The organism is Streptomyces sp. NBC_01261 (genome assembly GCF_036226385.1).
Taxonomy (GTDB): domain Bacteria; phylum Actinomycetota; class Actinomycetes; order Streptomycetales; family Streptomycetaceae; genus Streptomyces.
The window spans coordinates 9,616,038-9,638,779 of sequence record NZ_CP108463.1; the positions used below are offsets into that span (position 1 = coordinate 9,616,038).

General features: G+C 70.2%; 18 protein-coding genes. 11 read left to right on the forward strand and 7 right to left on the reverse strand.

The features are described 5' to 3' along the window. Nucleotides 1-351 precede the first annotated feature (351 nt). The 4 genes from OG226_RS42705 (at nucleotide 352) to OG226_RS42720 (ending at nucleotide 4,621) form a co-directional block, all read left to right on the forward strand. A complete protein-coding gene (locus tag OG226_RS42705) occupies nucleotides 352-1,233 on the forward strand; it encodes a carbohydrate ABC transporter permease (RefSeq protein ID WP_329352091.1) in 882 nt (293 codons plus the stop codon). Next, complete coding sequence (locus OG226_RS42710; RefSeq protein ID WP_328684930.1) at nucleotides 1,217-2,131, forward strand: carbohydrate ABC transporter permease; 915 nt, start codon at nucleotides 1,217-1,219, stop codon at nucleotides 2,129-2,131. Before OG226_RS42705 ends, OG226_RS42710 begins: the two co-directional genes overlap by 17 nt. A 70-nt stretch (nucleotides 2,132-2,201) precedes the next feature. Further along, nucleotides 2,202-3,497: an ABC transporter substrate-binding protein gene (locus tag OG226_RS42715; RefSeq protein ID WP_329352092.1), complete on the forward strand. Its 1,296-nt coding sequence runs from the start codon at nucleotides 2,202-2,204 to the stop codon at nucleotides 3,495-3,497. Nucleotides 3,498-3,589: 92 nt separating this feature from the next. Beyond that, nucleotides 3,590-4,621: a LacI family DNA-binding transcriptional regulator gene (locus OG226_RS42720; protein WP_329352093.1), complete on the forward strand. Its 1,032-nt coding sequence runs from the start codon at nucleotides 3,590-3,592 to the stop codon at nucleotides 4,619-4,621. A gap of 2 nt (nucleotides 4,622-4,623) precedes the next feature. Here the strand turns inward: OG226_RS42720 and OG226_RS42725 are convergent, their stop codons facing one another. Further along, nucleotides 4,624-5,793 carry a glycoside hydrolase family 76 protein gene (locus OG226_RS42725; RefSeq protein ID WP_329352094.1) on the reverse strand — a complete coding sequence of 390 codons (1,170 nt, stop codon included), beginning with the start codon at nucleotides 5,791-5,793 and terminating at the stop codon, nucleotides 4,624-4,626. A 239-nt stretch (nucleotides 5,794-6,032) separates the two neighbouring features. Here OG226_RS42725 and OG226_RS42730 point away from each other — a divergent pair, with 239 nt between their 5' ends. Together OG226_RS42730 and OG226_RS42735 are read left to right on the forward strand one after the other, a co-directional pair. Further along, nucleotides 6,033-7,646, forward strand: a complete 1,614-nt coding sequence (locus OG226_RS42730) for a glycoside hydrolase family 27 protein (protein ID WP_328684934.1) — start codon at nucleotides 6,033-6,035, stop codon at nucleotides 7,644-7,646. Nucleotides 7,647-7,679: 33 nt separating this feature from the next. Then, the gene (locus OG226_RS42735; protein WP_329352095.1) at nucleotides 7,680-9,140 is read left to right on the forward strand and encodes a glycoside hydrolase family 76 protein; all 1,461 of its coding nucleotides are present in this window, start codon (nucleotides 7,680-7,682) and stop codon (nucleotides 9,138-9,140) included. A 7-nt stretch (nucleotides 9,141-9,147) separates the two neighbouring features. On the opposite strand, the gene OG226_RS42740 is transcribed toward OG226_RS42735, so the two are convergent. Both OG226_RS42740 and OG226_RS42745 read right to left on the reverse strand, forming a co-directional pair. Continuing rightward, complete coding sequence (locus OG226_RS42740) at nucleotides 9,148-10,047, reverse strand: amidohydrolase (protein WP_328684936.1); 900 nt, start codon at nucleotides 10,045-10,047, stop codon at nucleotides 9,148-9,150. A gap of 64 nt (nucleotides 10,048-10,111) precedes the next feature. Beyond that, the gene (locus OG226_RS42745) at nucleotides 10,112-10,267 is read right to left on the reverse strand and encodes a hypothetical protein (RefSeq protein WP_329352096.1); all 156 of its coding nucleotides are present in this window, start codon (nucleotides 10,265-10,267) and stop codon (nucleotides 10,112-10,114) included. A 223-nt stretch (nucleotides 10,268-10,490) separates the two neighbouring features. Between OG226_RS42745 and OG226_RS42750 the strand changes: the two genes are divergently transcribed. After that, on the forward strand, nucleotides 10,491-11,972 hold the full coding sequence (locus OG226_RS42750; RefSeq protein WP_329353687.1) for an MFS transporter: 1,482 nt from the start codon (nucleotides 10,491-10,493) through the stop codon (nucleotides 11,970-11,972). An 18-nt stretch (nucleotides 11,973-11,990) separates the two neighbouring features. On the opposite strand, the gene OG226_RS42755 is transcribed toward OG226_RS42750, so the two are convergent. From OG226_RS42755 to OG226_RS42770, 4 genes are all read right to left on the reverse strand, one after another. Then, nucleotides 11,991-13,778 (reverse strand): SpoIIE family protein phosphatase, encoded by a 1,788-nt coding sequence (locus OG226_RS42755; protein WP_329352097.1) that lies wholly within the window; start codon nucleotides 13,776-13,778, stop codon nucleotides 11,991-11,993. A 53-nt stretch (nucleotides 13,779-13,831) separates the two neighbouring features. After that, complete coding sequence (locus tag OG226_RS42760) at nucleotides 13,832-14,512, reverse strand: class I SAM-dependent DNA methyltransferase (protein ID WP_329352098.1); 681 nt, start codon at nucleotides 14,510-14,512, stop codon at nucleotides 13,832-13,834. Nucleotides 14,513-14,708: 196 nt separating this feature from the next. After that, nucleotides 14,709-16,901, reverse strand: a complete 2,193-nt coding sequence (locus OG226_RS42765; protein ID WP_329352099.1) for a hypothetical protein — start codon at nucleotides 16,899-16,901, stop codon at nucleotides 14,709-14,711. Nucleotides 16,902-16,974: 73 nt separating this feature from the next. Next, on the reverse strand, nucleotides 16,975-17,553 hold the full coding sequence (locus OG226_RS42770) for a TetR/AcrR family transcriptional regulator (protein WP_328684940.1): 579 nt from the start codon (nucleotides 17,551-17,553) through the stop codon (nucleotides 16,975-16,977). A gap of 227 nt (nucleotides 17,554-17,780) precedes the next feature. On the opposite strand from OG226_RS42770, the gene OG226_RS42775 reads away from it, so the two are divergent. Genes OG226_RS42775 through OG226_RS42790 form a run of 4 tightly spaced genes read left to right on the forward strand, consistent with a single transcriptional unit; the run spans nucleotide 17,781 to nucleotide 22,738 of the window. Further along, nucleotides 17,781-18,368, forward strand: coding sequence for a (2Fe-2S)-binding protein (locus tag OG226_RS42775; RefSeq protein ID WP_328684941.1), 588 nt, complete (start codon nucleotides 17,781-17,783; stop codon nucleotides 18,366-18,368). After that, nucleotides 18,365-19,357 (forward strand): FAD binding domain-containing protein, encoded by a 993-nt coding sequence (locus tag OG226_RS42780; RefSeq protein ID WP_328684942.1) that lies wholly within the window; start codon nucleotides 18,365-18,367, stop codon nucleotides 19,355-19,357. Before OG226_RS42775 ends, OG226_RS42780 begins: the two co-directional genes overlap by 4 nt. Next, complete coding sequence (locus tag OG226_RS42785; protein ID WP_329352100.1) at nucleotides 19,354-21,489, forward strand: xanthine dehydrogenase family protein molybdopterin-binding subunit; 2,136 nt, start codon at nucleotides 19,354-19,356, stop codon at nucleotides 21,487-21,489. Before OG226_RS42780 ends, OG226_RS42785 begins: the two co-directional genes overlap by 4 nt. Further along, complete coding sequence (locus OG226_RS42790; RefSeq protein WP_329352101.1) at nucleotides 21,482-22,738, forward strand: XdhC family protein; 1,257 nt, start codon at nucleotides 21,482-21,484, stop codon at nucleotides 22,736-22,738. Before OG226_RS42785 ends, OG226_RS42790 begins: the two co-directional genes overlap by 8 nt. Nucleotides 22,739-22,742 lie beyond the last annotated feature (4 nt).

A 22,742-nucleotide genomic window follows, 5' to 3' on the forward strand; every position in this document is an offset into this window, starting at 1 on the left:
CCGCCGCCCAAGCGTGCTCAGCGACTCCGGAACTGCCCACACTGTTCCGGATGTTGATCCGGGAAACGTTACCATCGCGCCTCTTGACTCCCTCATGTGGCGTGCGCCACGGTGTGATCGCCAGGGAATGGAAACGTTACCTTGAGCGGGCCGACGACCACCAGACGATCGGGTCCGCGTGATCCGAGTGATCGTCAGCTCCTCGGAGGAAGAAGGTGAGCGCGTGTGACAGCCGCTCCGCACCAAGAGACGCGAACCGCCGTACCGCCCGTGGACAGGCCGCCCGGCCGGAGGAGTCCGGGCCGCCTGGGACGACCCTGGCGACGATCGCCCAAGAGGTCCTCGGACACCTTGGCCGCGTACGTGTTCCTGGCGCCGGCGCTCATCGGCTTCACGGCGTTCGTCGTCTACCCGCTGTTCCGGTCCGCGTACTTCGCGCTGACCGCCTACAACGGCCTCACCGACCCGAAGTTCGTAGGCCTCGACAACTTCCACCGCATGTTCACCACCGACCCGTCCTTCTGGCCGTCGGTGCGTGCCACGCTGCTGCTCGTCGTCCTGTACGTGCCGCTGTCGCTGGCCATCGGGCTGGCCCTGGCGGTGTTCTGCAACCAGCGGATGCGCGGCGTCGGACTGCTGCGCACCCTGTGCTATCTGCCGGTCGTGCTGCCCGTGGTCGCCACGATCACGCTCTGGAAGTTCGTGTTCAACCCCCAAGTCGGTCTGGCCAACCAGGTGTTGGGCTGGCTACACCTGCCCACCAGTGAGTGGCTGTCGGGGGACGACTCGGCGATGCCGTCGATCGTGATCGTCATGCTGTGGAGCGTCGGCTCCACGATGATCATCTTCCTCGCCGCGCTCCAGGCCGTCCCCACCGAGCTGTACGAGGCGGCCAGGCTCGACGGCGCCGGCCCCCGCACCGTGTTCTTCCGGATCACCCTGCCCCTGATCAGCCCGATCATGGTCCTGCAGGTCGTCCTGCAAATGGTGACGGCTCTGCAGGCGTTCAACCAGCCGAAGATCCTCTCGCCGGACAACCAGGGCGGCCCCGGGTTCAGCACCAGGACCCTGATGCTGTCGATCTACGACAACGGCTTCCCCCGGCTGGGGCAGGTCTCCCAGTTCGGCTACGCCTCCGCCCAGGTGTGGGTGCTCTTCCTCGTCGTCGTCGTCGTGATCGCCGCCACCGCCCGCTTCTCGTCGATATGGACCTACAGTGACCACGTCTCCTGACGTCACCAGGGCGCCGACGACCGCGCCGACACCGGCCGCCCCACCGACGAAGCCGCCCCGCAGAGCCGTACGCAGAGCATCCTGGTACGCGACCGCGCTGCTGATCAGCTCGGTGATGATCCTGCCCATCCTCTGGATGCTCACCGTCGCGCTGAAGGGCCCCTCGGCGGTCTTCGAGGTCCCGCCGAAACTGCTGCCGCACGAGTTCCACTTCAAGAACTTCATCGACGGCCCGAAGGTCATCCACTTCCCGCGCCTGCTGCTCAACTCCCTTGTCATCACCGGTCTTTCGGTGATCGGCGGGGTGATGACGTCGATGATGGCGGGCTACGCGCTGGCCCGGCTGCGCTTCCCCGGCCGGAAGGTGTGGTTCTACGTCTTCGTCGGCAGCATGCTGCTGCCCCCGGTGATCGGCATCATCCCGCTGTTCCAGCTCTTCAAGGACATCGGTTGGTACGACACCTGGCTGCCGCTGATCGTCCCGGCCTTCCTCGGCGGCAATCCGCTCTTCATCTTCCTGGCCCGGCAGTACTTCCTGTCGATCCCGCACTCCATCGACGAGGCGGCCAAGGTCGACGGCGCGGGGCACGCGCGGATCTTCTTCAGCGTGATGCTGCCGATCACGAAGCCCGCCTGGATAACGATGTCAATCCTGGCCTTCCAGATGTCCTGGAACGACTACCTCAACCCGCTGATCTACCTGTACTCGTCCCAGAAGTGGCCGCTGAGCGTGGGCATGGCCTCCTTCGTCACCCAGTTCGCGGGCCAGACCCCGGACTGGAACCTCTACATGGCCACCAACCTGCTCTACATGCTTCCGCCACTGATCGTGTTCTTCGTCGCCCAGCGCTACTTCATCCAAGGACTGAGCGCTCTGGGCACCGTCAACCAGCGCTGATCCGCAACCCGTCCCGTCCCATCCCGTCCCACCTACGAGCCGTATGCCAGCCAGGTATCAGGAGGCCACGATGAAACGATGGATCCGTTGCGCCGGAGTGTTGCTGTCGGCGGGGGGCCTGCTCGCGACGGCGGCCTGTGGCGGCTCGTCCGGGAAGCAGTCGGACGGCAAGGCCACGGTCACCCTCATGACCTGGGAGTCCGCAGCCACCAACAAGGCCATCGACCAGGCCCTGACCGGCTTCCACGACCCGAACATCACGGTCAGGCGCGTCGACACCCCGAACGGCAACTACAGCGACAAACTCGCGGCCCTGACCCAGGCCAAGAAGCTGCCCGACCTGTTCTGGTGCGGCAACGACACCGAGCAGCAGTACACCAGCCAGGGCCTGCTCACCGACTGGGCCTCCCGGCTCTCCGGTTCCAGCGACTTCGGCGCGAGCAGCTTCGTCTCGTCCACGATGAAGAACTGGAAGACCGCCGACGGCAGGATAGGCGGCGTCCCCTCCCTGCTGAACACCTACGGCATCTGGTACGACATCGACGCCTTCAAGGCCGCCGGCGTCACGGTGCCCACCGCCGGCTGGACCTGGGACCAGATGTTCGCCGCGGCTGCCGAACTGCACGCGAAGGGCGCCAAGTACGGCCTGGTCGCCGACGCGCTGACCTCCACCGACGGGCCGTTCTCCCTCAGCACGTACGCTCTGTCCGCAGGCGGGAAGCCCTTCGCGGACAACGTGCACCAGCCCACCAGGACGACCATCGACCCGACCTACACCGAGGGCGTCGGCAAGGTGGTGGCGGGCATCAAGAGCGGTGCCATCGCGCCGCCCGGCTACGACATCAGCAACCAGCAGGGTTTGTTCGCCGCCGGACAGATCCCGATGCTGTGGAGCGGCCAGTGGCTGGCCGCCGGCTTCCTCACCGACAAGCCGAAGATCAAGTACGGCTTCGCGCCCCTGCCCCAGGTGACCAAACCCGCCACCCTCTACGACGCCGTGGGCATCTGCACCCCGTCGTACACCCAGAACGCGGACGCCACCTTCAAGGTCCTCAAGTACCTCGACTCCACGGTGTGGACCAAGGTGCTGCCCGACTCCCCGGTCGCGGCCCCGGCCTATCTCTCCGCCCAGAACGCCTACTTCGGCGCCCTCGGCAAGGCCGGGCAGGCGACCGTGGCGGCCACCGTCAAGGCGGGACTGAACACCCCGACCACCATCGGCGTGCGCTTCACCACCCAGTGGGCCAGCCAGTCGAATGACTTGATCACGGCCTACTGGCCGGACATCCTCAACGGCAAGAAGCCGCTCTCCGACCTGCAGACGATGACCGACAAGATCAACGATGTGATCAAGAACAACGGTTAGCGTCCCGGGCCGAGCGGCGGGCCGGGACCCGATACGTATCCTGAGGGCGGTCCCGGCCCCGGTACGCGATGGAAGGTTGGTCTTCAACTCACGTGAGCAGTCGTCCCCCGCACCGTCAGAACACCAGGCCCACGATGCGCGATGTCGCGGAGCGGGCCGGAGTCGCCGTCGTCACCGTCTCCCGCGTCGTCAACGGCATCGGCACGGTCCGCGAGGAGACGGCCGAGCGCGTGAACGCGGCGATCACCGCGATCGGCTACCAGCGCAACGAGATCGCGCGCTCCCTGCGCCCCGGCCAGAACTCCATGACCATCGGGCTGCTCCTCGGCGACCTCACCAACCCGTTCTACGCCTCCCTCGCCAAGGCCGCCGTCGAGGTCGCCAACGAGGCCGGCTACGCGGTCCTGTTGAGCACCGCCGACGAGGACCCCGAGGTCGAGCGCCGGGCCGTGGGCGAGCTGATCGGCCGCCGGGTCGCCGGGCTCATCATCGTCCCCGACCAGGGCGACCACGCCTTCCTCAACGAGATCAACGGCCACGACCACGTGCCCATCGTCTTCGTGGACCGGCCGGCCACCGGCGCCGAGGCCGATGTCGTCCTGGTCGACAACGAGGACGGCGGACACAAGGCGACCCAGCATCTCGTCGAGCAGGGTCACCGCCGTATCGCGATCCTCGTCGCCCCCTCGTACTACAGCACCGGCCGACGGCTGCGCGGCTACCGCAAGGCGCTGCGCCGCAGCGGCATCGAGCCGGACAACAAGCTGGTCGTCACCCTGCGCCGCGGCACCACCGAGGAAGCCGAGGTCGCCGCCCGCGCCCTGCTCACCTCGGCGAACCCGCCCACCGCGGTCTTCTCCACCACGGGCTTCCTCACCGAGGGCGTCCTGCGCGCCTGCCGTGACCTCCAAGTCTCCATCGCCGTCGTGGGGTTCGACGACTTCAAGCTCGCCGACATGCTCCCCACCCCGGTCACCGTCGTCACCTCCGACACCGAGGAACTCGGCCGCCGGGCGGCCCACATCCTGCTGGACCGCATCGACGGCGACGACAGCCCGTCCCACCGGACCGTCCTCCCGGTGCAGCTGATCGCACGCGGCACCGGGGAGATCGGACACCCGTAACGTCAGTACAGCGTCCGCCACTTGGCGCGCGGCCAGGCGAGCACGGCGTAGAGCTGCACGAGCGCGGCCTGCTGGATCGCCTGGGTGCCACCGGCCGTGTCGAAGTGCACGAGGCCGGTGGCGGGATCGCGCATCGTGTCCCACACCTGGTCGGCGTAGTCGGCCATCGCCCGGTGGTAGGTGTCCTTCCCGGTCACCGACTCCAGGAGCAGCAGGTTCTTGAAGAAGATCGAGTTGAAGAACACCGGCTGCGTGAACAGCCGCCCCTGTGTGACGTAGTAGGCGTACGCGGCGGCGGCAACCCGCTCCGCCTGGCGCAGGTAGGCGCGGTCGCGGGTGACCTCGTACAGCAGCACGGCGACACCGACGGGCACGCCCTGGTTGTAGGACCAGACGGTCTTCTCGATCGTCCCCCGCAGGTCGAGGTGGTCCCAGTACAGGCCACTTGGGCTCTGCACATGCGCGTTCGTCCAGTCGTAGAAGCGTCTCGCCCAGGCCAGGTAGTCGGCCTCGCCGGTGATCTGGTGCAGGCGCAGGGCGAGTTGGGCGCCCGGCATGTTCGACACGGTGTTGCGGTCGTGGCTCCAGTCGGCCTGCGTCCAGAAGACCCCGCCGGGTGCGGCATGGCTGCTGTCGGTGTCCCAACCGGACTTGACCAGGGCGAAGATCTCCTTGGCGCGGGCCAGCGCGGCGGCGTCCCCGGTCTGCAGATACCGCTGGACCTTCGCCAGCCCCACCCACTCGTTGTCGTCGTAGAACATGTCCCCGCCCGCCCCGTACGGCGCGACCGGGTAGGAGGCGTAACCGGGCAGCTTGGTCGTCCCGCCGCCGGCGTTCCAGTGGTGCTCCTGCGCCGCCGCGCGCCGCGCCAGCTCCGGCTCGAACTCCGCGTCCACGACGGTGAGATCGAGTGCGGCGGTGTGCACCTGCGAGAAGGGCCATTCGTACGAGTACGGGTTGTCGCCGGCCGCCGCCGGAATCTGCTCGCGGACCAGCCCGGAGCCGTCGGTCGCGTCGAAGTGTCTTCTCAGCGCGGAGTACGTGGCCTTGGCGCGGGACAACGCCCGTGCGGAGCTTGGGCGTTCGGCCGCGAAAGCGGGTGTGGCGGCCGTCGCCGTCAGGGCGGCCAGGCCGGAACCGATCATCACGCGCCGGGAGGGACGCAGCGACATGGAGGCCTCCAAGTCATGAGTCGAGGGGTGCGGGTGGGTGCGGGATGGATGCCGATGATGGAAACGTTGTCATTGACTCATGAGGTCGTCAACGCATCTGACGGCACGGGTGGTTCACGCCCGGGGACATTTTGGTCCGGACCATTGACGATGCAGCTCCGCTGATGGAACCTTCACGATGGTTACGTTTCCAAAGGTGAGTTCGACCGGCCCCACACGGCGAAGCAGGAGACCTCGACATGACCGTCCCGTCACCCTTCAAGAGACGTCTGAGCGCCGCCCTCACGATGGTGCTGCTGCTGGCCCTCGTCCCGGCCCTGCTGGTGCTGCGCGCCGCGCCGCCCGCGCAGGCCCTCGACAACGGCCTCGCGAAGACGCCCCCGATGGGCTGGAACGACTGGAACGCCTTCGGCTGCAACGTGACCGAGCAACTCGTCGAGCAGACCGCCGACTACCTCGTCTCCTCCGGGCTGAAGAACGCCGGGTACCAGTACGTCAACATCGACGACTGCTGGATGACCTCGGCCCGCAACTCCGCCGGCCAACTCGTCCCCGATCCGGTCAAGTTCCCGAACGGCATCAGCGGCACCGCCGCCTACGTGCACGGCAAGGGTCTCAAGCTCGGCATCTACGAGAGCGCCGGGACCGCCACCTGCGCGGGCTACCCCGGCAGCCTCGGCCATGAGCAGACCGACGCCAACAGCTTCGCCGCGTGGGGCGTCGACTACCTCAAGTACGACAACTGCAACCACCAGAACGTGCCCGACCAACAGCGCTACACCGCGATGCGCGACGCCCTCGCCAACACCGGCCGCCCGATCGTCTACAGCCTCTGCAACTGGGGCCTCGCCGACGTGTGGACCTGGGGCGCGGGCGTCGGCAACAGCTGGCGCACGACCGACGACATCAACGTCAACTTCTCGACGGTGGTGTCCATCTACAAGGCCAACGTCAAACTCGCCGCGTACGCCAAGCCGGGCGCCTGGAACGACCCCGACATGCTCGAAGTCGGCAACGGCATGTCGTTCACCGAGGACCGCTCCCACCTCAGCCTCTGGTCGGAGATGGCCGCGCCCCTGATCGCCGGCACCGACCTGCGCAAGGCCTCCGCCGCCACGCTCTCGCTCTACGGCAACAAGGAAGTCATCGCCGTCGACCAGGACTCCCTGGGCAAGCAGGGCACCGAGATCTCCAACTCCGGTGGCCTGCACGTCCTTTCCAAGCCCCTCGCAGGCGGCGACGTCTCGGTGGTCCTCTTCAACGAGAACTCCGCCGCCGCCACCATCACCACCTCCGCGACGGCGGCCGGACTCCCCTCGGCGTCCTCGTACCAGCTCAACAACCTCTGGTCGCACGTCGTCAGCAGCACCGGCGGCGCCATCTCGGCGAGCGTCCCCGGCCACGGCTCGGTCATGTACCGGGTCTCCGTCGGCAGCGGCACCAGCGTCGGCAGCACCCACCCGCTGATCGGCGCCTCCTCCAACCGCTGCCTCGACGCCTACGACGGCGAGACCACCCCCGGCACCAAGATCGAGATCTGGGACTGCGGCGGCGGCACCAACCAGGCCGTGACCATCACCGCGGCCGGTGAACTCCGGCTCTACGGCGGCACCCAGTGCCTGGACGCCTACGACAACCAGACCAGCAACGGCACCAAGGTCCAGCTCTACGGCTGCAACGGCGGCGCCAACCAGAAGTGGAGCGTCAACCCCAACGGCACGATCACCGGCACCCAGTCGGGCCTCTGCCTCGACGTCACCGGGGGCGACCAGGCCGCCGGAAACGTCAACGGCACCGCGCTGGAGCTCTGGTCCTGCAACGGCGGCGCCAACCAGCAGTGGCGCCTGGGCTGACCTCCCGCATCCCCCCACCTCGATGGAGCCGGCATGACCTCAACAGCACGACGCGTCAGGAGGGTTGGGACCGGCCTGATCGCCGCCCTGACCCTGTTCATGCCGGTGTCCACCGGCGTCGCGACCGCCGCCGCCCAGGCGTCGATCTGCAACAAGTACTGCGACGCCCGCGACCCGGCGCTGTCCCCGGGTGACCGCCAGCCGGTGACCGCCACGATCTACTCCCGCAGCATCGCCCTGCACTTCGACGACACCGACGCGATGGGCTGGGCCTCGATCACCAACGGCAGCCCCGGCGACGAGGTCTGGCTCGACCGCTCCTTCGACGGCGGCCGAACCTGGAGCTCGGGCAGCAAGCTCGGCGACACCACCGTCCCCGCGGGGCAGGGAGGTTGGCGCACCCTGATGTACAACGTCGACGACTGGAACGCCCTCGGCGTGGGCGCGCTCCGTGCCTGCGGCAAGGCGGGGGACCGAGCCGAGATCGCCTGTACGGCGTGGGCCCGGACGACGTGGAACGCGGGCAGCCGCCCAACCGCCGCCGCCACCGCGCTGATGCAGTCGTACAACCTGGGCACCGGTCTCTTCGACACCACCGGCTGGTGGAACTCGGCCAACGCCCTGACCGCCCTCATCGACAACGCCCGCGTCACGGGCATGGGCAGCTACAAGTACGCGATCGCCAACACCTACGACCGCAACCTCTCCGCCCAGGGCGGCAACTTCACCAACGACTACATCGACGACACGGGCTGGTGGGGGCTGGCCTGGGTCGACGCCTACGACCTCACCGGCGACTCCCGCTATCTCAACACCGCCCGCGCGGACGCCGATTACATGGCCCGGTACTGGGACAACACGTGCGGCGGTGGTGTGTGGTGGAGCACGGCGAAGACCTACAAGAACGCCATCGCCAACTCCCTCTACCTGGAGCTGAACGCGGCCCTGCACAACCGCGTCTCGGGCGACACGACGTATCTCGGCCGGGCCAACGCCGAGTGGTCGTGGTTCAAGGGCACCGGCATGATCAACGGCTCCCATCTGGTCAACGACGGCATCAACCTGGCGACCTGCGGCAACAACGGCGACACCACGTGGTCGTACAACCAGGGCGTGCTGCTCGGCGGCCTGTCGGAGCTGTACCGGGCGACCGGGGATTCCGGGTTGCTCACCACGGGACGCCAGATCGGTGACGCCTCGACCACGTCGACGGCTCTCAACTCCGGTGGAATCCTGCGGGAACCGTGCGAGACGAGCGGCTGCGGGGGCGACGGCCCGTCCTTCAAGGGCGCGTACGTCCGGGGCCTGAGTGCCTTCAACTCCCGCCTGTCCGACCGTCCTTACACCGCCTACATCAAACGCCAGGCGGACACGGCCTACGCGAACGACCGCAACTCCCTCGACGCGTACGGGCTGCACTGGGCCGGACCGCTGGACTCCACCGACGCGGCCCGGCAGCAGAGCGCGCTCGACCTGATGAACGCGGCGAACTGACGGACCGTCACACCTCCCCGGTGAGGAGCCGTCTCGGATTGGCGATGCGAAAGGCGTAGGCAGCCGCCCCGCCCAACCCGTACCCCGGGTGGCGGGGCGGCTCGGCGTAGGGACGGTCCGAGCCCTGGACCACGGCGTCGACGCCGAGAGCGCGCACGATCGCCTCGACGGCGGTCGGGCCGTAGGACGACGTCTCGACGAACACGCCCTGGTCGCCCGCCTGTTGCTGCCCGCCCCGGGCCGACAGGCGCTCGCCGTGGAGCGGGGCGAGTCCGGCCAGCAGGGCGAAGCACACGCGGAGGCGTGGATGGCGGGGACGGCCGAAGGCACGGAAGGCGTACCAACTGGCGTGCATCTGCTGGACGTACGGAACCATCGCGGGCCACCAGGCGGGGTCCGCCGAGGAGCCCACGGCGGGCCCCGGGTGGACGAAGAGCGGGAGGTCGCGTTCTTCGAGCAGGTCGAGGAGCGGGGCACAGCGGGCGTAACCCGCCGCGTCGGCGAGGGAGTTGGCGGGCAGTTGCAGGCCGGCGAAGCCCTGGTCGAGGTCCTTGGCGGTCGCGTCGGCGTCGATGTCCCGTACGCAGGCGGCGGCCCACGCCCCGAAAGGCTCCGGCAGCGCGGCCACGCCGTCGTGATACGCGTCGAGCAGGGGCCGTGCCTCAGCCTCGGGCAACCACTCCACGCCGATCGGGGCGGACAGCGAGACGAGCACCCGGCCGAGGCCGTCGGCGGCGGCGAGTTCCGCGCGCCGGGCGATGTCGTGGTCGGCGGGCGGTATCTCGAAGGGCGGCTCACCGTCCAGGAACAGCGTCCAGCCGTCCAGGAACGGCGGTTCGCGGCGGGCGCGCAGAGCCGTCACCAGCGAAGGGGTCCACAGATGCTGGTGTACGTCGACGTTGGTCATGTCGCTTCTCCCGCCAAGGCGTGCAGTGTGCTGCGGACGTCGTCGGACCCCTGGATGTCGCGGCTCACCGTCTCCACGCCCACCCCGTGCGGCCGGCCGTCGCCCAACGTGCGCGGCGCGGCAACACCCTGTCCGCCAGGGGGACTTGGGTGCCGTGGTGGGCGACGGCGACGACATCGCCGTAGGGCAGCGTCCGTCCGTCTGCGACGACCTCGGTCACCAATGGTTTCTCCCCATGTCCTGTCATGTGTGAACCTAGCGCCTGGGCCTGTGATGATCGAGTGGTGGGGAGCGGGGGGCGGGCGTACCGTCGAACGGTGGGTATCCGGTGGACGGAGCCGTTCACCGGTCTCTCGTGAGTGCGATCCGCCATGAGCAGCAGTCCTCGGCAAGCCTCCGCAGCGCAGACCACCACCCGGAACACCGGCGGTGGCGGCAGCACGATGGCGCTGCTGGTCATCGCGTCCTGTCAGCTGATGGTGGTCCTCGACATCACCATCGTGAACATCGCCCTTCCGCACATCCAGAGCTCGCTGGGGTTCTCCACGACCGGCCTGGCCTGGGTCGTCAACGCGTACACCCTCACCTTCGGCGGTCTGCTGCTGCTCGGCGGACGGGCCGGGGACATCCTCGGGCGGCGGCGGGTGTTCGTGTTCGGGGTGGTGCTCTTCGTACTCGCCTCCCTGCTGGGCGGGTTGTCGCAGAACTCCGGTGAACTCCTCGCCGCACGCGCCCTCCAGGGCGTCGGCGGTGCCATCGCCTCGCCGACCTCGCTCGCCCTGATCAGTACGACGTTCCGCGAAGGCCCGGAGCGTAACCGGGCGTTCGGGGTCTTCGCCGGTGTCTCGGCCGGCGGCGGCGCGATCGGACTCCTGATGGGCGGGATTCTCGTCGAGTGGCTGAACTGGCGCTGGGTGCTGTTCGTCAACGTCCCGATCGGACTGCTCATCGTCCTCGCCACCCCGCGCTGGATCAAGGAGTCCGAACGCCACCCGGGCCACTTCGACATCACCGGCGCGCTGACCTCCACCGTGGGATTGGTGTTCCTCGTCTACGGCTTCATCCGGGCCGCGCAGGAGGGCTGGCGGGACTGGCTCACCCTGGCCTCGTTCGGTGCGGCCGTGGTCGTCCTCGCCCTGTTCGTCCTGGTCGAACGGCGTTCCCGGCAGCCGATCACCCCGCTGCACATGTTCCGCGACCGCAATCGGGCCGGGACGTACGGCATCATGCTCTGCCTCTCCGCCGCGATCTTCGGGATGTTCTTCTTCCTCACGCTCTTCGTGCAGGACGTGCTGGGCTTCAGCCCGCTCATGGCCGGCTTCGCCTTCCTGCCGGTCAGTGCCGTCATCGCGGTCGGCGCGGGCCTGGCCTCACGGTTCCTGCCGATCTACGGGCCCAAGCCGTTCATGGTGGAGGGCGCGATCCTCGCGGCGGGCGGCCTGTCCTGGCTGACGCTGACGGACGTCGACTCCACCTACCTCGGCAGCGTGCTCGGCCCGATGCTGGTGTTCAGCCTCGGCATGGGCATGGAGTTCGTCTCGCTGACCCTGATGGCGCTCTCCGACGTGCCGGTCCAGGAGACCGGCGCGGCCTCCGGACTCCTCAACGTCATGCAGCAGGTGGGCGGTTCGCTCGGACTGTCCATCCTGGTCACCATGTTCGGCACGGCCAGCCGCGACGAGGCGAAGGACCGGATCCCCGCGTTCCTCGCGCAGGCGACTCCGGCCGAACGCCTCCGCTTCCAGCGCACCGGCCAACTCCCGGGCACCTGGGGCGATCACGTCCTCACCGCCGGGGTCTCGGCCGCGTTCGTGATGGCCGCGATCTTCACCGTCGTCGCCGCGCTGATCGCCGTCGTCGTGATCCAGGTTCGAGCCTCCGACCTCGAACGCCTCAAGGGCGACACGGGAGTTGGGCCGGTCTGAGCGTCAACGCCCGTCGAATCAAGGGCCCTTCGGGATCTGCTGCTCGAACCACACGACCTTCCCCGTGCTCAACCGGGTCGCCCCCCAACGCTGCGCGAGCCGGTCGACCAGGAACAGGCCGCGACCGCCCTCGTCGCCCGGCGCCGCCTGTCGCATCCGGGGCACCTGGGGCGAGTCGTCGGTCACCTCGCAGCGCAGCACGTCGGTGCGCAGCAGCCGTAGGGAGATGGGGCGGGAGGCGTACCGCACGGCGTTCGTGACGACCTCGCTGACCAGGAGCTCCGTGGTGTCGACCAGGTCGTCCAAGCCCCAGCGGCGCAGCACCCTGCGGGTCAGCCGGCGGGCCTGGCCCGCGGTGAGCGGGTGGGGGTCGAGGTGCCAGTAGCCGACGCTGTCCGGCGGGAAGCCGTCGAAGCGGGCGGTGAGCAGGGCGATGTCGTCGTCTCGGGGACCCGGCGCCAGTGCGGCGAGGACGCGGTCGCACAGTCGCTCCAGCGAGGAGAGGCGGTGGTGGTGCGGGGTGGACTGGAGGTGGGTGCGCAGGGCCTCGACGCCCGTGCCCACGTCGGTGTCGCGGGACTCGACGAGACCGTCGGTGTACAGGACCAGGGTCGTGCCGGTGGGCGCGGGCATCTCCACGGACTCGAAGACGACGCCGCCGACGCCGATCGGGGCGCCCGGCGGGACCTGGAGCACCTCGGCGTGGCCGTTCGGGCGCAGCAGCACGGCGGGCGGGTGGCCGGCGTTGGCCATGAGCAGGCGGTGCGAGATCGGGTCGTAGATCGCGTACAGGCAGGTCGCGATGTGGTCGCTGCCGAGACGTTGGGCCTGTTCGTCGAGGTGGTGGAGGACCTCGTGCGGGGGCAGGTCGAGGCCGGCGAGGGTCTGCACGATGGTGCGCAGCTGGCCCATGATCGCGGCGGAGGTCATGGAGTGCCCCATGACGTCCCCGACGATCAGCGCGACCCGGCTGCCGGGCAGCGGTATCGCGTCGTACCAGTCGCCGCCGACCTGCGCGGTCTTCGAGGCGGGCAGATAGCGGCTGGCGAGCTGGATGCCGGTCGGCTCGGGCAGCGAGGATGGGAGCATGGTGTGCTGGAGGGTGTCCGCGACGGAGGCCTCGTGGCCGTACATCACCGCCTTCTGGACGCCGATGGCGGTGTGGGTGGCGAGCTGGGAGGCGACGAGCAGGTCGTCGGTGGTGAACGCGGAGCGGTCGGGGCGGCGCAGTAGTACGACGGTGCCCATGACGTGGTGGCGGCCGTGCAGCGGCGCGATGATCAGGCGGCGGCCCGGCGGGAGGGTGCCGTGCGCGCTCGCCGCGGGGCCGAGCAGTTCGGCCACGGCGGGGTGGATGCCCGGGGCGTCGCCGAAGGCCGGCCGCCCGGCCAGGAGCAGCTTCGCGAGCCGTCCGGCGAGCACCGGCTGCACCCGCTCGGCCACGCTCGCGTACTCGGCGTGCGGCATCAGCAGCGCGGACCTGGCCTCCGGCGCCCGGTCGATGCTGTGCAGCCGCAGGACGACGGCCGCGGCCGACTTCTCGTCCCCCACGGGCAGCGGATCGTGCAGGTGGATCACGATCGCGTCGGCGAAGGCGGGCACCGCCGCCCACCGCAGTTCCCGCAGCGTCTCGTCCAGGTCCATCCCGCGGGCGATCCGCCGGGTGGCGACATCGAGGTACTGGAGCCGGTCCATCTGCTGCACGGGCGTCCGGCCGAGCGGTACGACGGGCGCCGGGCCGCTCGCCGAAGCGCCTCGCCGGGCGGTTCCGGCGGGGCCTTCGCGGGGGCTGGGATGCTCCGTCACACGCTTCGTCCCGTCACTGGTACGGCAGCGGCCGCCGGGTCGGTCCTACGGCCTCAGTCGCGCCGTCGGCAGCAGAGGAAGACCTGTTCCTCCGGCGGGACATCGGCGGTCGCCGGGGCGTAGGTGTAGGAGTTCTCCTTCACGATCTCGAAGCCGGCCGTGTCGAGGATCTTGTGCAGGTCTTCGAGGAGATAGCCGGAGACCCTGATCGTGTGCCCGAGGAAGGGGATCTCGAAGTCGTCCACGTGGGCCTCCACCATCGACAGGGCGAACAGCCCGCCCGGACGCAACAGGTGGTGGATCGTGCGCAGGGCGAGCGGGATCTCCGCGCGCGGGAGCATCAGCAGGGAGAAGAACGCGGCGACACCGTCGAACCTGCCCAGGTCACGGGGGCCGTCCGGGCGCAGGTCCGCGAGGTCGAGCCGGTGGAACGCGGCGGCCGGGACGTACTCGCCGGCCAGCGCCACCATCCGGGCGGACAGGTCCACGCCGACGACCTCGAAACCCGCGTCGGCCAGCTGCCGGGCGGTCGGCACACCCGTGCCGGAGCCGAGGTCCAGCACGCGGGCGCCCGGATCGAGGGACTCGATCAGCCACTCACCCGCGCCGACCTGGCCCTCCTTGTGCGGGAAGGCCTCGTCGTACCGGTCCCCGATGGCATCGAAGGCCTCGGCCTGACCGGTGCGGTCGAGCCGAAGGCTGTCGTAGCCGGACCCGTCGTGCGTTCCGCTCACTGAAGTGGCCTTTCGTCCGCGCATAGAGGATTGTCCCACAAGTCTGTGAAGTGAGGTTTCGGCGGAAAAAGAACGTGAGGGGCGCCCTGGGGCACCCCTCACGGAACGTCGAGGGCGAGGAAAGCGGACGGACTGATTTCAAGGAGTAGTTGAGAAGGAAGTCCGTCCATGGCCTCGCCGGGGTCGACGTTAGCAGTCAGGCGGGGATCAGGTCGCGCAGATTTTCGAGAGTGATGACAACAGATCCGGCGGGCAGTTCGGCCGGGCGGCTCATACCGATGAAGGTGACCGGCCCGTCCGGGACCGTCTCGCCGTCCCACAGGGTCACCTGTGTCGTGTCCCCGCTCATCAGGTCGACGAGATGGCGCACGGTGAGCTGCTCGCGCTCGACGATGCCGCGCAGCAGGTTGGCCACCGTCACGCGGTTCTCCTCGACCCGGTTCGCCGACGGGCTGCCCTTGAGATACAGGTGCAGCCACTTCGCCCGCCAGGCACCGTCCTCCCCGCGCAGGAACACCAGCGGCAGCGCGACCCGCCCCGCCCCGCGCAGCTCCGACTTCATCCGCACGGTACGCGGCTCGAACGGCCGTCCCTGCTGCTCGCCTTCACGCAGCATGAACCCGAAGAACGACTCCTCGACCTCCTCGAAGCCCTCGCCCGCGAAGATGTTGACCTGCGGCACGACGAACGTCCCGCGCACCGCGCCCAGCCGCAGATTGATGAACTCCGAGGCCCCGTCCGGTGCTTCGACGATGTCACCGGAGTGCTCGCCCTCGACCTCGGTGAGCGAGGTGTACGACAGCCACGTGTTCGTCGAGTAGTCGGCGTTCAGCATCAGCGCCGACAGGTCGAAGTCGGTGCGCCGCTCGGTCTCCTTCCAGTACACGAAGAAGCGCAGCAACTCGCCCTCGACCGCCGACAAGGACCCACGCGGCAGCACGCCGAGCCCGGCCGCCGTCGCCTTCCCGCTCAACGGCAACGCCACGTCCAGCACCTCCGGATCCACCAACAGCCGCTCCGGAGAAGGCAGTCGACGCCGCGTCTCGCCGTCGAGCGCGGCGATCAGCCGTTCCCGCTCCGCCGGTCCTACGACCGACCGCTCGTCGTCGGTCACCCAGGCCCGGCCGCGCCGGTTCACGAAGACCCGCAACTCCCCGGTGTCCCTGGCCCGGTTGTGCAGATGCTCGCGCACCGACAGCACGACCCGGCCCGACACCGCGGGCGCGACCTGCTCGGCGGCGGCCACCACGGCGTCGCGCTCCTCCTGCGTGAGTGCCGTGCGCAGCAGCCGGTCCAGCGCGCGGAACAGCTTGCCGGGCGCGGACTTCAGCAGCTCCACCGCGCCCAACAGGTCGGCCTCCGCGAGGAGTTCCTCGACCCGGCCGTCGAGCGACCGCGCTGTCAGCTCTCCTCGCGCGACCGCGAACACGTCGGCCGCGTGCGGCCATCGCGGGTACTCGTGCGGGTGCAGCCGCTCGCCGAGCCGCTTCCACTCCTCGCGGTGCGCGTGCACGTCGGCGAGCTTGGCGGGGGACGCGGCGATCACGGAGTCCAGCCCGGCGAGCAACGCCCGCCGAACCGGCCGGGACAGCGAACGGAAACGGGTCGGCTCCACCAGCGTCACATCGCCGTCCGACAGCGCGCAGGCCAGCCGCAGCACATCGGTGACCGTGTCCAGCAACAGCTCCGAACCCGCCTTCAGGCGGGCCTCGTTGACGATCGCGCGGTTCTCCCGGACCGGGATCACCTCGGGCTGCGGCCCGTCGACACACCGCTCGGCCAACGCCCGCAGATCAGGCCTGTGCTCGTCGCTCAGGGGTGTGGTGCTGCTCGCCAACGCCAGGTAGAGCGCGGTGAGTTCGTCGGCGAGGTCGCCGCCCGCGTGCAGCACCGTGAGCCGGTCACCCGCCGCCGCGATCAACTCGTCCTGCGCGGCGAGCAGTTCGGCGTACGTGTGCTGATATCTGCCGTACGTCGGCAGGCCGAGGAGGTTCACCACGCCGGTCCGCAACTGCTTGAGCGTGGAGGCCGGTGTCTCCTTGTCGAAGAGCGCCTCGGCGACACACGACATCCAGAAGTCCACGGTGTCGGGCACGTTGGCCGGGAAGTCGATGAAGTAGGCGTTGTGCCGCACGTGATCGCCGACCAGCTCGCGGACGGTCCGCAGCGTGCGTCCCGCGATACGGACGACCGTCTCCTCGGGCAGCTCCGAGAGCCGGGCCAGCAGGTCCGGGGAGAGCTTGAAGCCCACGGAGAGCAGCGCGGCGTCGAACTGCCGCGCGGCGGTGGCGCCTTCATCCTCGGGACCGGTGACTTCACCTGAGGGACCTGTGGGAAGGGGGATGCGGAACGTGTGCCGGAGGACCAGTGGTGCGAGACGGTCGATCATTCCGGCATGGTCCCAGAACCGAACAAGCGGGCGCATTCGGGTTTCTCGCGGGGGGTGCGGTGAGGGACGCGGTTCAGCGTCCCGGCGCTCCCGCCCGCAGTCCGTCCATGACCAGGTCCAGGAGCCGTCCGGCACGCCCCTGCCAGTCGCCGTGCGGTTCGATCTGCCACAGGCCGGCGATGGCGAGAAAGAAGTCGTCGGGGGTGACGCCCGGGCGGATGGTGCCGGCCTCGTCGTTCGCCCGCAGGAGCAGCGCGACGGCTTCGGTCACCGCGCCGTGCCCAGGCTTGGCCGGGGTGCCGGAGGCTCCGGCCGCCTGCCGCAGCGCGCCGGCCAGGCCGACCTTGGCCCTGGCGAACCGGGCGAGGCGGTCCATCCACTCCCGCAGCGCCCGGTCCGGCGCGCCCGTCTCCAGCAACGGGGCCGCCGCTTCGGCGACCTGCTGCATCTCGTGGCGGTAGATCTCCAGCAGGAGCGCTTCGCGGTTGGGGAAGTTGCGGTAGAACGTGCCCTGTCCGACACCGGCCTTCCTGGCGATCGCGCTCAGTGGGACGTCCGCCGCGAGCGTCAGCTCGGCGAGCGCGACTTCGAGGATGCGCTCGCGGTTCCGCTGGGCGTCCGAGCGCTGGGGCGTGCCCAACTCCTCGCGCACTCCTCCTCCTTCGGGGAAATACGGCAGAGCCGACCTTGCTAAGCGGACAGCTGTCCGTTAGGTTCCTGGGTAACGGACAGCTGTCCGCTTAGAGCTCACTCTACCGGCAGAACGGGCCGCGCGAACGGCCGGACCGGTCGCCGACCGGCATTCTCGTGCGACCCGTGGGCTCACGGATCTCCTCGTCCAACTTCGACGCGCCCCCCATCCGCGAGAGAAGGCTGATCATGGCCCCATCGACGTCCAGCGTCATCACCCTGAACATCAACGGAGAGAAGCACACGCTGCCCGTCGATCACCGCACCACCCTGCTCGACGCCCTGCGCGAACACCTCGACCTCACCGGCACGAAGAAGGGCTGCGACCAGGGGCAGTGCGGGGCCTGCACGGTGCTGCTCGACGGCCGCCGGGTCGTCTCCTGCCTCCAGTTGGCGGTGGCCGCCGAGGGGCGCTCCGTCACCACCATCGAAGGCGTGGCCGACGGCGGTCGGCTGCATCCCGTGCAGCAGGCGTTCCTCGACCTCGACGGTTACCAGTGCGGCTACTGCACCCCGGGCCAGATCTGCTCGGCCCTCGCGGTGATCGAGGAGCACGCAGCGGGCTGGCCCAGCGCCGTCACCGCCGACGTACGGCCCGAGGCGGGGCCGCCACCCCTCACCGCCGAGGAGATCCGGGAGCGGATGAGCGGCAACCTGTGCCGGTGCGGCGCGTATGTGTCCATCGTCCAGGCGGTAGCCCGGGCGGCCGAGGAACGGCGGACGGAAGCACCGCGGGCCGAGGAGGAGCAGGACGACTTCAAGGAGGCCGTGGCATGAGGGAGTTCGAGTACCGGCGGGTGCTCGACGTCTCCGGCGCGGTTGCGCTGCTCGACGCCGAGCCCGACGCCCGTTTCCTCGGCGGCGGCACCAATCTCGTCGACCTGATGAAGGCCGGGGTGGAGCGTCCCACGCGGCTCGTCGACGTACGCGAACTGCCCCTGGACCGCGTCGAGACGACGCCGGACGGCGGCCTGCGCATCGGCGCCACCGTCACCAACAGCGACCTCGCCGCGCATCCCGAAGTACGGCTCCGTTACCCGGCGTTGACCCAAGCGGTGCTGGCCGCCGCCTCCGGCCAGTTGCGCAACATGGCCACGGTCGGCGGAAATCTGCTCCAGCGCACCCGCTGCGCCTACTTCACCGACGTGACCCAGCCCTGCAACAAGCGCGTCCCCGGCAGCGGTTGCCCCGCGCTGAAGGGCGAGCACCGCAACCACGCGATCCTCGGTGCCTCCGAGCACTGCGTGGCCACCCACCCCTCCGACATGGCGGTGGCGCTGGCGGCCTTCGACGCGGTCGTGTCGTACGAAACCGCCGCCGGGCCGGGGGAGTTGGCGCTCACGGACCTCTATCTCCCCGTGGGCGACACCCCGCACCGCGAGACCGCGCTGCCGCCGGGCGCGCTGATCACCGGGGTCACGCTGCCGCCCGCCCCGGTCGCCGCCAACTCCCGCTACCGGAAGGTGCGCGAGCGGGCCTCCTTCGCGTTCGCCATCGGCTCGATCGCCGCTGCCCTCGACGTGCGCGACGGTGTCGTGCGCGAAGTACGGCTGGCCTTCGGTGCGGTGGCGTCACGGCCCTGGCGGGCGCGGCGGGCCGAGCGGGCGCTGACCGGGGGACCGGCGAGCGCCGAGGCGTTCATGGCGGCCGCCGACGCCGAACTGGCCGCCGCCGAGCCGCTGTCGGACAACGCCTACAAGGTCACCCTGCTGCGCAATCTCGTCGTGGCCGTACTGACCGAACTCGCCGAGGAGACCGCTCGATGACCACCACGACTCAGGCCGTCCGGTCGACGGGTGCCTTCGGAACCGCCCACACCCGCGTCGAGGGACGGGACAAGGTCACCGGCGCGGCCCGCTACGCGGGAGACTTCCCCTTCGACGAACTCGCCCACGGCTGGCTGGTGTTGTCCACCGTCGCCCGCGGCCGCATCCGCACCGTCCAGGCCGACCCGGTGCTCGCGATGCCCGGAGTCCTCGCCGTCCTGCACCACGAGAACGCACCGCGTGTCACCACCGACTACATGAGCGTCGTGGGCCCGCCGGACCCGGCCCTCGGACTGTTCCAGCACGACCAAGTCCCTTACGTGGGCTGGCCGGTGGCGCTGGTCCTCGCCGAGACGTCCGAGCAGGCCAGGGAGGCCGCCGAGGCGCTGGTGGTCGACTACGACGAGGAACCGCACGACATCGCGTTCTACGCCGGGCACCCCGACGCCTATCTGCCCGCGGGCTCGCCCGCCGGACCGGCCGAGGTGGTGAAGGGCGACGTGGAGGACGCCCTCGCCCGGTCCGCCGTGGTCGTCGACGAGGAGTACACGACACCCGAGGAGCACCACAGTCCCCTGGAACCCCATGCCGCGACGGCCCGTTGGGAGGCCGGACGGCTCGACGTCGTCGACTCCAACCAGAGCACCGTGTGGGTGGCCGGCGAACTCGCGAAACTCTTCTCCCTCGACCCGGCGGCCGTGCGGGTGCGGTCCGAACACGTCGGCGGCGGCTTCGGATCCAAGGGAGTACGGCCGCACCAGGTGGCCGCCGCGATGGCCGCGACCCTTCTCCAGCGCCCGGTCCGCGTGGTGTTGACGCGCCGTCAGATGTTCTCCCTGGTCGGCTACCGCAGCCCCACCACCCAGCGCGTCAGGCTCGGCGCCGACCCCGACGGCCGGCTGCGCGCCCTCGACCACCAGGCACTCAGCCTCACCTCGACCGTGCACGAGTTCGTCGAACCGAGCGCCGCGTTCGGACGCCCGCTGTACGACGCCGACGCCCACCGCACCGCTTTCCGGGTCGTACGGCTCGACCTGCCGACCCCCACCTTCATGCGCGCCCCGGGGGAGGCGCCGGGCTCCTTCGCGCTGGAGTCGGCGCTCGACGAACTCGCCGAGAAGTGCGGACTCGACCCGATCGCCCTGCGCGTCCGCAACGAACCCGCGGTGGGGCCCGTCTCCGGACTCCCCTTCAGCAGCCGCAACCTGCTCGCCTGCTTCGACGAGGGCGCCCGGCGCTTCGGCTGGGCCGACCGCGACCCCCGCCCCGGCGTGCGCCGCGACGGGCGCTGGCTGCTCGGCACCGGCATGGCCGCGGCCACCTTCCACGTCGGGATCGGCCCCTCGACGGCGGCCGTCACCGCCGAGGCGGACGGCACCTACACCGTGCGGATCAACGCGACGGACATCGGCACCGGCGCCCGCACCGCGCTGACCCTGGTCGCCGCGGAGTCGCTGGAGACGGAGCCGGCCCGGGTCCGGGTGCACATCGGGGACAGCGACCTCGGAGCCGCGATGTTCGCGGGCGGCTCGATGGGCACCCGCTCCTGGGCCTGGGCGGTGATGCGGGCCGCGGCCGACCTGCGGGAGCAACTGGCCCTGGGCGGCGACATACCGCCCGACGGCATCACCGCGCGAAGCGACACCGCCGAGGCCGTCGCCGCGCTCGCCAAGAAGGAACGGCACTCCTTCGGGGCGCAGTTCGCCGAGGTCGCCGTGGACGTCGCCAGCGGTGAGGTCCGGGTACGACGGCTGCTCGGCATCTTCGCCGCCGGACGCATCGTCAACCCGCTGACCGCGCGCGGTCAGTTCGTCGGCGGGATGATCTGGGGCATCTCCATGGCCCTGCACGAGGAGGCGGTCCGCGACAGGGCGTCCGGCGCCCAGGTCGGACCGGACCTCGCCAACTACCACTTCTCCGCCAACGCCGACGTACCGGCCATCGAGGCGGACTGGGTCGACGACCCCGACCCGGACGACCCGGTCGGCATCAAGGGCATCGGCGAGATAGGCGTCGTAGGGACCGCCGCGGCGATAGCCAACGCCGTCTGGCACGCCACCGGCGTCCGCCACCGTGCCCTGCCGATCCGCCCCGACCGGGTCCTGACCGCGGGCGGGTCGTCAAGTGCTTGACATCGCCGAGGAGTTGGACCGCTGGATGCGGGACGGCCGGGACTTCGCCGTCGCGACCGTCGTCACCGTGGGCGGCAGCGCACCGCGCCCACCCGGCGCCGCGCTCGCCGTCGACACCGACGGCACGGTGATCGGCTCGGTCTCCGGCGGCTGTGTCGAGGGCGCGGTCTACGACCTGTGCGTGCGGGCACTCCAGGACGGCGAGCCGGTCCGCGAACGCTTCGGCTACAGCGACAAGGACGCCTTCGCCGTCGGCCTGACCTGCGGCGGGGTGATCGACGTCCTGGTCACGCCGGTGCGTGCGGGCGACCCGGTGTACGCCGCCGGGTTGGCTGCGGCGGCAAGGGGCGAGCCGGTGGCGCTGGCCCGGGTGGCCCGGGGGCCGGCCGAACTGCTCGGCAGGGCGCTGCTGGTGTATCCCGACGCGAGGCACGAGGGCAGCCTCGGCGCGAGGGACGCGGACGGCCCTGGCGAGAGCGGCTCGGGCGAGGACGTCTCGGGCGGGGTGGACGCGTGCGGCCTCGGTGAGGCAGACGAGAACGGCCGCCACCGACCGCACGAAGGCCCCCGAGCCGCCCGGTCCCACCTGGACCGCACGTCGGTGGCCCAGGCCCGCGCGCTGCTGGACCTCGGCCGTACCGGATCCGTCGAGATCTCGGAGGACGGCTCGCACTGCCCCGGTGGTCTGACCCTCTTCGTCGAGTCCAGCGTGCCCGCACCCCGCATGATCGTCTTCGGCGCCGTCGACTTCGCGGCGGCGCTGGTGCGGGCCGGCAAGTTCCTGGGCTATCGAGTGACCGTGTGCGATGCCCGGCCCGTCTTCGCCACCCGGAGCCGGTTCCCGGACGCCGACGAGATCGTGGTCGACTGGCCGCACCGCTACCTCCAGCGCACGGCTACGGACGAGCGCACGGTCCTGTGCGTACTCACCCACGACGCCAAGTTCGACATACCGCTCCTCGGAGAGGCACTGAGGCTGCCCGTCGCCTTCGTCGGAGCCATGGGCTCGCGCCGAACCCACGAGGACCGCAACCGCCGACTCCGGGAAGTCGGCGTCAGCGAGCGGGAACTGGCCCGGCTGCGCTCTCCGATCGGCCTCGACCTGGGCGGCCGTACGCCCGAGGAGACGGCCCTGTCCATCGCGGCGGAGATCGTCGCCCTGCGCAACGGCGGCTCGGGCGTCCCGCTGACCGGCTCGGCGGCACCGATCCACCGCGACCGGGACAAGATCGTGCTGGGGGTGTCCTGAAGCG

Bases quoted from the DNA above. Each gene is read 5' to 3' on its own strand.
- OG226_RS42715 (WP_329352092.1), top strand. From the start codon at position 2,202: ATGAAACGATGGATCCGTTGCGCCGGAGTGTTGCTGTCGGCGGGGGGC.
- OG226_RS42725 (WP_329352094.1), bottom strand. From the start codon at position 5,793: ATGTCGCTGCGTCCCTCCCGGCGCGTGATGATCGGTTCCGGCCTGGCC.
- OG226_RS42730 (WP_328684934.1), top strand. From the start codon at position 6,033: ATGACCGTCCCGTCACCCTTCAAGAGACGTCTGAGCGCCGCCCTCACG.
- OG226_RS42735 (WP_329352095.1), top strand. From the start codon at position 7,680: ATGACCTCAACAGCACGACGCGTCAGGAGGGTTGGGACCGGCCTGATC.
- OG226_RS42740 (WP_328684936.1), bottom strand. From the start codon at position 10,047: ATGACCAACGTCGACGTACACCAGCATCTGTGGACCCCTTCGCTGGTG.
- OG226_RS42750 (WP_329353687.1), top strand. From the start codon at position 10,491: ATGGCGCTGCTGGTCATCGCGTCCTGTCAGCTGATGGTGGTCCTCGAC.
- OG226_RS42765 (WP_329352099.1), bottom strand. From the start codon at position 16,901: ATGATCGACCGTCTCGCACCACTGGTCCTCCGGCACACGTTCCGCATC.
- OG226_RS42775 (WP_328684941.1), top strand. From the start codon at position 17,781: ATGGCCCCATCGACGTCCAGCGTCATCACCCTGAACATCAACGGAGAG.
- OG226_RS42780 (WP_328684942.1), top strand. From the start codon at position 18,365: ATGAGGGAGTTCGAGTACCGGCGGGTGCTCGACGTCTCCGGCGCGGTT.
- OG226_RS42785 (WP_329352100.1), top strand. From the start codon at position 19,354: ATGACCACCACGACTCAGGCCGTCCGGTCGACGGGTGCCTTCGGAACC.